This window comes from Nitrospirillum amazonense (assembly GCF_007828045.1).
Taxonomy (GTDB): Bacteria; Pseudomonadota; Alphaproteobacteria; order Azospirillales; family Azospirillaceae; genus Nitrospirillum; species Nitrospirillum amazonense_C.
On record NZ_VITN01000040.1, the window covers coordinates 23663 to 32736 of the forward strand.

At 60.7% G+C, this 9074-nt stretch carries 4 protein-coding genes and 1 pseudogene; 2 read left to right on the top strand and 3 right to left on the bottom strand.

The window, feature by feature from the left end; genetic code table 11:
- Nucleotides 1–2: 2 nt before the first annotated feature.
- From FBZ89_RS29565 to FBZ89_RS29575, 3 genes and pseudogenes are all read right to left on the bottom strand, one after another.
- On the bottom strand, nt 3–2102 hold the full coding sequence (locus tag FBZ89_RS29565; protein ID WP_186457654.1) for a peptidase domain-containing ABC transporter: 2100 nt from the start codon (nt 2100–2102) through the stop codon (nt 3–5).
- 296 nt (nt 2103–2398) lie between these two features.
- Entirely contained in the window at nt 2399–3187 is a 789-nt protein-coding gene (locus FBZ89_RS29570) for a nucleotidyltransferase domain-containing protein (protein ID WP_186457655.1), read from the bottom strand.
- Between the two features lie 112 nt (nt 3188–3299).
- A pseudogene (locus tag FBZ89_RS29575) lies at nt 3300–4460 on the bottom strand (IS701 family transposase); the annotation flags it as partial.
- A 601-nt stretch (nt 4461–5061) separates the two neighbouring features.
- On the opposite strand from FBZ89_RS29575, the gene FBZ89_RS29580 reads away from it, so the two are divergent.
- Together FBZ89_RS29580 and FBZ89_RS29585 are read left to right on the top strand one after the other, a co-directional pair.
- A complete protein-coding gene (locus FBZ89_RS29580; protein WP_186457656.1) occupies nt 5062–8250 on the top strand; it encodes an efflux RND transporter permease subunit in 3189 nt (1062 codons plus the stop codon).
- Nucleotides 8168–8743 carry a sulfotransferase family 2 domain-containing protein gene (locus tag FBZ89_RS29585; RefSeq protein WP_186457657.1) on the top strand — a complete coding sequence of 192 codons (576 nt, stop codon included), beginning with the start codon at nt 8168–8170 and terminating at the stop codon, nt 8741–8743. Before FBZ89_RS29580 ends, FBZ89_RS29585 begins: the two co-directional genes overlap by 83 nt.
- The last annotated feature ends 331 nt before the right edge of the window (nt 8744–9074 follow it).

Here is a 9074-nt window from a genome sequence, read left to right on the forward strand (position 1 = left end):
GGTCAGACCGGCGCCGCCATGGTCGGCATGGGCGGGGGCGCTACGCGGGGTGGCGCTAAATCCACCCGGCCGTTGCCAACGGCGAAGATCCGGTCCGCGCCTTTTAGAGCCACGGGTCTGTGCGCCACGGCGACGCGGGTGATATTCAAGGACAGGATGGTATCCATGATGCCCTTCTCCGTCTGGACATCCAGGTTGGACGTGCCCTCGTCCAGGAACAGGATGGCCGGCTTTCGATAGAGGGCTCGGGCCAGCAGCACCCGCTGCCGCTGGCCTCCGGATAGGGTGGAGCCCAGTTCGCCAACTAGGGTGTTGTAGGCCATCGGCATCTTCATGATGTCATCGTGGATCTGCGCCTGGCGGGCAGCGTCCATTACGGCGGCCATGTCCGGCGCCGTGGTGAAGAAGGCGATATTTTCCGCCACTGTTCCGGAAAACAACATGTCGTCCTGCATGACGACGCCGATCCTGTCGCGCAGCATGTGGACCAAGTCGTCAGTCATGGGTCGGCCATCCAGCAGGACCTGTCCCGTCGTCGGCTTGTACAGCCCCATCATGATTTTGACCAAGGTGGTCTTCCCCCCGCCAGAAATGCCGGTGAATACAACGAACTCGCCGGGCCTGACCGCCAGGTTGACGTCGCTGAGCGTAACCTTGTCGTACCGGCTGTACTGGAAGGAGACGTTGCGCAGCTCTATGCCGCCATTCACCTCGGCCACCTGTGCGCCCGACGCCGCCGGCTCGGCCAATTCCGGCCGGGTGCAGACGATGTCCGAAATCCTGTCCAGATGCACATCCAGCATCCGCAGCTTGAGGTACTGTCCGAGGACGGAGGCCATGCTTTCCGAGAAGTTCAGCCTGAACGCCTGGAAGGCGATCAGCATGCCCAGTGTCAACTGCCCCTTGATCACCATGACGGCGCCGGCCGACAGGACCAGCAGCGATTCGATGCCCTGGCGCGCGGCCGTTCCTGTGCTGATCTGCAGGCTGATCTTCTGCATCCTGATCATAGTATGCAAGGCATCAACGAACGCACGCTTCCACGCCAGGTACCGGTCGCCCTCTTTGCCGAAGATCTTGAAGACGCGGATGCCGCGGATGGTCTCGATGGTGACGCTGTCCACCTTGGCCATCTTCTTCACGTTCTCATCGTTGATCTTTTTGCTGACCGGGAAGGTCAACAGTCGGACCGCGCAGAAGATGAGGACGGAAATGGTCACGATGAGTGTCAGGGTGAGGGAGTAGTAGGCCATGCAGGCCAGGGTCACCACGGCCATGATCGCGTCGATCAGGGCGACGGTGATGCCGTTGGTGAATATCTCCTGCAGAGGTTGGATGGAGTTTATTCGCGAGACGATGTCGCCCAGGCGCCGCGTTTCGAACCAAGTCACCGGCAGCTTGAAAATATGGCGCAGGACGCTCTGTCGGATGTGGAACACGAAACTGGAACTCGCGTCCACTTGGATGAGGCCGCGCAGGTAGGTGACCCCGGTGCGTATCAGGATGATGGAGCCCGCCGCCGCGGCGATGATGAACACAAGCGAGGTGTCGCCATTCCTGACCGCGCGGTCGATGATCGCCTGCTCCCCCAGCGGATAGAGGATGGAGAAGAACTCCAGCACCACCGAAAGGGCGAAGATCTGCAGCAGGCCGCTGAAATGCCGCGTCACCGGCGTCAGGAGATGCGACATCTTCAGGCGATGCGGGTGTGTGCGCGGGGTGAACACGGGGGTGGGTGAAAGTTCCAGAACGATGCCGGAGTAATGCTCACGGAATGCCTCGGCCGGCATTTTCTTGATGCCGGAGGCCGGGTCGTAAATCTCGTAGACCTCTCCGATGACTCTGTGCAGGACGACGTAGTGTTTGGCGTTCCAGTACAGGAGGGCCGGGCATTTCACCAAGCTCACGTCCTCCGGCGGCAGCTTCAATACACGCCCCTCGAAGCCCTGTTCCTCCGCGATGTCCTTGAGGTTGAGGACGTTCAATCCGTTGAGCGAGACGCTGTGTTTCAGGCGCAACTCCAGCAAGGTGTTGCCGCTGCCATAATAGGTGGAGACCATGGCCAGGCAGGCCAGGCCGCATTCGGTGGTCTGGGACTGCATGATCAAACGCAATTTGTTTCGACTAAACATCCCGCCTTCCTTGCCGCCTGGGTCTTGATTGGTCGATTACTGCCAAATAAGGGAAGTTTTCAGGAAATTGCGTGATGAACGCCGAATAATTGATAGAACAATAAAATAGATATGACCGATATGATGGCGGTTATTACTGTTAGAAAAAGATATCTGCCGCCTGCATTGACCGGAGAATCATCGTTTTGATTCGGATCGAATACGTTTTTCACGGACGCGTCGGTGCCATCGTCAATCATACCTATGCCCTACATTGAAAAATGATGTCAGGAATCCAGGGTCCGCCATGTCGGCCCACCAGCCTCCCGCACCAGGGTCGCGGCCATGGAGCAGAGGTCCGTCAAATCCTGCCCGTCATAGGCCCGGCGGGCCGCGGCCATCAGGCTGGTCAGGAAGCGCCCGTCGCCTGCTGCCGCGGCATAGGCGTGGCGCCCCTGCTCTATCCAGCCGCTGAGCAGCAGGGCCTTCAGGGACAGCATGGAGGCGATCAGTTGCGGAACGATGCACAGGGCGGCGGTGCGGTCCTTCGGCGCCAGGATGTCCAGGCAGAGTCCTGAAACCACCCGCCTGAGCTTTAAGGTGTCGTTGGGCTTCACCGTGTACGGGGCTCGCACGGCCGCCTGGCAGAATCCGATGATGTCGCCGGTGAAGGCGTCCTTGCTCTCCAGAATGCGGGACCGCGCGATGGAGAAGATGAGGCGGGGTCGACGGCCGGCGATATCGGCCGAGATGCGCCGGCTTACCCCCTCCTTGCTCATATGCGTGATGTCGAACGGCAGGCCCCGGTGAAGCAGCTTTAGCTGGTCCTTGCTGGACGTTTCCTCGCAGATGACGACGACATCGACGTCGGAGAACGCGTTGGCCGTCCCATCGGCATGGGAACCATGGATCAGAATGCCGCGATGGTCGTGAAACCCCGCCTTCACCAAGGCCAGGGCCAGGGTCTCGACCCCCCCTGCCATCTCAGGTGCTGTGGGTGGGGTGCCCAGCAAGCCCGCAGCGATGTCCATCACCATCGACTCCGGCGCGCCCACATGGCTATCCATACCTTCCATGATCAGGCCTCCCATGGCGTCACCCGCAGGCGGCGGCGCTGGCGGACGGTATTGGCTGTGGCGTCACCGCCGGCGGCATCAGGTCGGCCACCGCCGCCGGCCCAGGCCGATATCGCTCTCCGGACAGGAAGGCCTGTACCGCGACGCATAGCGTGGCGTGATGATGGAAGCCGCGCCAGCTGCGGCCTTCGTAATGGCCCAGCCCCAGTTCCTGTTTCAGTTGCAGCTTTCCTTTTCTGATAGTGTCCCGCCAGGCCGGCACCTTGCGGATTTCCGGCATCCGGGCCGGGATGGCCATATTCGTTACGCTGTATCCCATCCGATGCCGGACAGGAGATCCACCCCGGATGACCAGCCAGGCCGCGCCGCCGCCGTCCATGGGCGCATCGTCCACGGGGCTGACCTTCAGGACGGTCAAGGCGTCCAGGATCTGCTCCGTCATCGGCCGCATCTGGTCCCGGACCACGGCCGCGAGATGTTCCGCCGACATGGCGCCCCTTTCCGGCAGTCCGGTCCGTAGGCGCACGCTGGTATATTGTCCGCTGGGTTCGGATATCAGGCAGTCCACCACCGGCTCCACCAGAAATAGGGTCGAACCGGGAACGTCCATCACGTAATCAAGGCCCTGGTCCCCCACGATCTTCCGGAAATTGGGATCCGCCCCGTAGTCGCACCCGGCCAGGACTGGGCGCGCATCCGCCCCGGCCGCCATCGCGTCCATGATGAGATCGATGGCGATTTCCTTCTTGCTCCTGTAGTGGATGGTGGCGGGGATGGCCGCCTTCTCGCGGCGGGTGTCATCGTCCGCCCATTCCCGGGGCAGGTAGAGACGGTAATCCATGGGAAGGCTGGCGGTGGCGCTGGCGCCCGTCAGCGTGACGGCGATCTGGCAGTTCTCGACTTTTCCCAACTCCGGGCAGGATTGTCGCAGAACGCCGACCGAGTGTTTGCCCTGTTTGCGGAAGGAATACTCATCGACCGCCCAGACTGACGGACCGCCGAGGCTGGGCCAGACATGCCGTCCGGCCTCGCGCAACAACAGCGCGTCGGGCCAGGGGGCCTTCCCGATGAAATGCAACAGGGCCTGGTGTTGCGCGGGCGACCGGTTCGGTGCCGTGAACGCGGCCAGGGGGCCCGCCGTTTTCCGGCCGCCGGCGGCCAGAAGGCCAATACAATAATCCTTCAGCGGCTTATGCCGGTCGACATGTCCTATGTGCTCTTGAAGTTTGCACAGATACCGTTCGAACCTTTCAAAATCCGCTTTGTTCTCCATCGCCCCACTCTGCCGCTTTGGAAAGGCTGCATGCCCGTGCGCCCCGCGCCTTGCATGGTGCGGGATGGATACATTTTTTCGGGATATTTCTATCTAATATCCCCTATAAGTTCATTCATTGGAATTATATATCTGTTAAACGGCATTGATGTTCCAATAGCTCAGTGTGCCGTGCGTCAATCTGACGCGGAAACCCGCTATTTTTTGCTTCAAATTTTATATTTACGTGATGTTCACATGACATTTCGCGCCATTCAATGAACCGTCGCAAAATTGTGGCAGCACTCTCCGTGAACTATATTTAATCATTGAATCTCATTGACTTAAAAAATGAATTTCATTTACATCGAGCGCAGATCGGCGCCATGATCTTTGGGAAGAATACATATGGCACGGCAGGCTAAACCAGCATATCGAACGCATTTCTGCGTCATAAAAAGCAGAAGCGATGAATACGTTTGTATTCGGATCATTTGTCGGCGTCACATTATTTCGTACGCTTGGGGCCGCCTTTCCAGGCGCTTGCCACGCCTGGTGGGGGAGCGACGCCCCGTCCGGCTCTCGGCGGCGCCTCGGGGCTGTCTGGGGGACGCGCGGTTCCATGAGCATTTCTGAACCGTTCATCCACCGCCCTATCGGCACCACCCTGCTGGCCATCGGGCTGGCGCTGATTGGGGCCATGGCGTATGCCTTCCTGCCGGTGGCGCCGCTGCCAAACACCGACATGCCCGTCATATCGGTGGTTACGGCGGAACCGGGAGCCGATCCCGTGACCATGGCCGCGACGGTGACGGCCCCCCTGGAACGCCATTTGGGGCAGATCGCCGGCGTCAATGAGATGACGTCGACGACGGCCCTGGGCCGCAGCGTCATCATCTTGCAGTTCGATCTGACGCACACGGTCACGGACGCCGCCCGCGACGTGCAGGCGGCCATCAACGCCGCCACGCCCGATCTGCCGGCCGGGCTGCCCAGCAGCCCGGCGGTCCACAAGGTCAATCCCAACGACCGCCCGATCATGACCTTGGCGCTGACGTCCCCGACGCTGACCGTCCAGGCGCTGTATGACGCCACCGATTCCATCCTGGCCCAACGCCTGTCGCAGGTGGAGGGCGTGGCCCGGGCCGCCACCAACGGCGCCGCTAAGTCCGCCATCCGCATCCGCGCGGACAGCAAGGCGCTGGCCGCGCGCAAGGTCAGCATGGCGGATATCAGCACCGCGGTGAGCAGCGCCAACGTCATCCAGCCCGTGGGCCTTATCGATACCGATGAGCAGACGCTGATGCTGGCCACCAACGACCAGATGACCACGGCGGAGGACTATCGCGACCTGGTCATCCGCACGGCCGGCGGCGGCGTCTTTCGCCTGGGCGACGTCGCCGTCGTCGAGGACGGGATGGAGGACAAGATGCAGGCCGGCTGGTTCGGAGATCAGCCAGCCGTGCTGGTCTCGGTGCTGAAGCAGCCGGGCGCCAACGTCATCAAGACGGTGGACCTGATCAAAGCTGAACTGGCGCAAGTCCAGCGCTGGATGCCGCCCAGTGTGACCATCCACATCATCAACGACCAGACCGGCGCCATTCGCGCCAGCGTTGATGACGTACAGGTCACCATGCTGATTTCCATCGCCCTGGTCATCCTGGTGGTGGGCCTGTTCCTGCGCCGGCTGGCCCCGACCCTGGCCGCCGCCACCGCCGTGCCGTTATCGCTGGCCGGCACCTTCGCCATCATGTGGCTGCTGGACTACAGCCTGGATAACCTGTCGCTGATGGCGCTGACCATCAGCGTGGGCTTCGTCGTCGATGACGCCATCGTCATGATCGAGAACGCCGCCCGCCACCGCGAGATGGGTAAGTCCTCCTTGCGAGCCGCCCTGGACGGTGCGCGGGAGATCGGCTTTACCATCGTGTCCATGACCCTGTCGCTGGTGGCTGTGTTCGTGCCGTTCGCGTTCATAGGCGGGCTGGTCGGCCGCCTGTTCCACGAGTTCGCGTTGGTCCTGGCCGTGTCCGTCATGATCTCGGGTGTCATCTCCCTGACCTTCACACCCATGATCTGCGGAAACCTCGCCGGGCGGGGGCCGGGTTTCGGCACGGCGGTCGTTGAAATGTTTAACCGGGGCATTGACCGGCTGCAAAGTCTGTATGTCTCCAGCCTGGGCCGTATCATCCGGTTCCGCAAATCCGCCCTGGTCCTTATCATCGCCATGACGGTGGGATCGGCGTGGCTTTTCATCTCCACCCCGAAGAACAGCTTTCCCCAGCAGGACACAGGGCTTATCCGGGGCCTTGTCTCCACCCGGTCCGGTACCTCGTTCCCGTACGTTGAAGGCAAGGTCAAGGTGATCGAGGACATCATCGCCAGCATTCCCGACGTGTCGGCGGTGGGAGGGACTACGTCGGGCGCCTCTAGCGGCGGCGACATCATCATCTCCCTCAAGCCGCTGAAGGAACGCCGGCATTCTGCCCAGGAGGTCGTGGAGATGATCAACGACCGCGTCGCCGACATTGACGATGTCGATGTCAACCTCAGGGCCGAGCAGTACATCTCGGCCGGCACGCTGGCGGCCATGGGACGCGTCCAAATGTCATTAGAGGCCGACAATATCGACGACCTTTACCAATGGGCGCCCGTCATAAAGAGCCGGATGAAAAGCGATCGCGACGTCTTCCGCTTGGTCTACCTCAACGATACGAAGAAGGGCCTGGACGCGAACGTGGAGATTGACCGGGACGCGGCAGCTCGCCTGGGCATCACGCCCTATGACATCGATAGGTCGCTGGTGAATTCGTTCGGGCAAAACCAGATATCCACCATCTACACGGACAAGGCCTACAACCACGTCATCCTAGAAGAGATGCGGACGGACGGCTGGACGCCGGAAAATCTGTTGAATCTGGATATTCCCGGCCGCAAGGCCATGGTCCCCCTGTCCACCGTTGCCAACGTCAACGTCCGGCAATCCAGTCAGGCCATAGGCCATGATGAACAATATCCCGCCCTATCGCTCAGTTACGGCCTGGCGGAGGGGGTGAGCGAAAGCGAAGCGCTGGATGAGCTGAACAGGCTGAAGGTGGAATTGGGCACGCCGGCAGGGATCAAGTTCGCGCCGAACGGCCTTACCAAGATATTTCAGGACCAAACCAAGTCCCAACCCTACCTGATCGTCCTTTCACTGATCATCATCTACATAATACTTGGTGTATTATATGAGAGTTACCTTCACCCCCTGACTATCCTTTCGACCATACCGCCTGCCGGCATTGGTGCGATCGCCGTCACGTATCTCACCAATGAGCCGTTCAACCTTATGACCTTCATCGCCATCGTCCTGCTGATTGGCATTGTCAAGAAGAACGCGATCCTGATCGTGGACGTGGCCCTGCGCAATCAACGCGTCCTACGGATGACCACGGAGGACGCGATCCTCGCGGCCTGCCACGACCGCTTCCGCCCTGTCCTGATGACCACACTGACCGCCCTGTTCGGGGCGTTACCCATGGTGCTGGCCACCGGCAACGGGGCCGAACTGCGCCGCCCGCTGGGGCTATCCCTGCTGGGTGGCCTGCTGCTCTCCCAGCTGATTTCCATCTACACCTCCCCCGTCCTGTACATCCTTTTCTCCGGCCCCCGCCTTTCTGGGCGCCGTCGGCCTGACGCTATCGCCCGCCCGTTCCCCCCCCCTTCAGATGGAGACGCCCTTGTATGTGGACCAAAAGAAGAAGCTGATATTCATCCACAATCCCAAGACGGCCGGCCTGTCCATCGTCACCGAGCTGGGGTTCAATGACAAATTCAACAAGAAGTTTAACCACGCTACGGTGAAGGAGGCCAAGGATTACATATTCCAGGATACCTGGCAGGAATATTACTCTATGTCCTTCGTCAGGAACCCCTGGGACCGTATGGTATCACTCTATACTTATCATCGTAGCGTGGAATACGGCCTGTTCAGCAAGTTCAATGCGTCACATGCACTGGCCCGGGATTACGATTTTCAGGAGTGGCTGCGGATCAGCCTGAGCGGGACCAAGCGTCCTAACTGGTTTGGCATTCCCCAGGCTGAATGGGTCCGAGACGTCACCGATGTGAGTATGTTCGAGAAATACGATATGGAGATGGAGAGGATATGCACGAAATTCTCCATCCCCTATGCCCGCACCGCCCGCAACGCTTCGGAAAGGCGGCATTATTCGGAATATTACGACAGGAAGGATCTGATTGCCGCCGTGGGCCAGATCGATGCCGAGATTGTGAATAGGTTTGGCTATACCTTCGACTGAGTAACTGGCTGAGCGGCGCCCAATTCGCCGGTCAGGGTTTAGGCGGCTGCGCCGCCAGGTAGGCGGTACTCCACGGCTGGGCGGCGTTGGACACATCGACATCGCCGCCGGCGTCCCTGTAGGAGGGGCCACGACATAGTACCCATCAGGGATGTCCCAAGACCAGAGCTCGAAACTTTGCCCCTCGGTCACACCGATAGCCTGCCACAGAGCGATTTGCAGGCGGGGCAGCCGGTCGATCGTGCCCCACCGCGTGGTGTAGGAGCGCATCCGCCGGGTCAGGCCTGGAGGCCGGCGTAGCCGGCTGGAAGGCCTGACCCGGCGGGCGGTC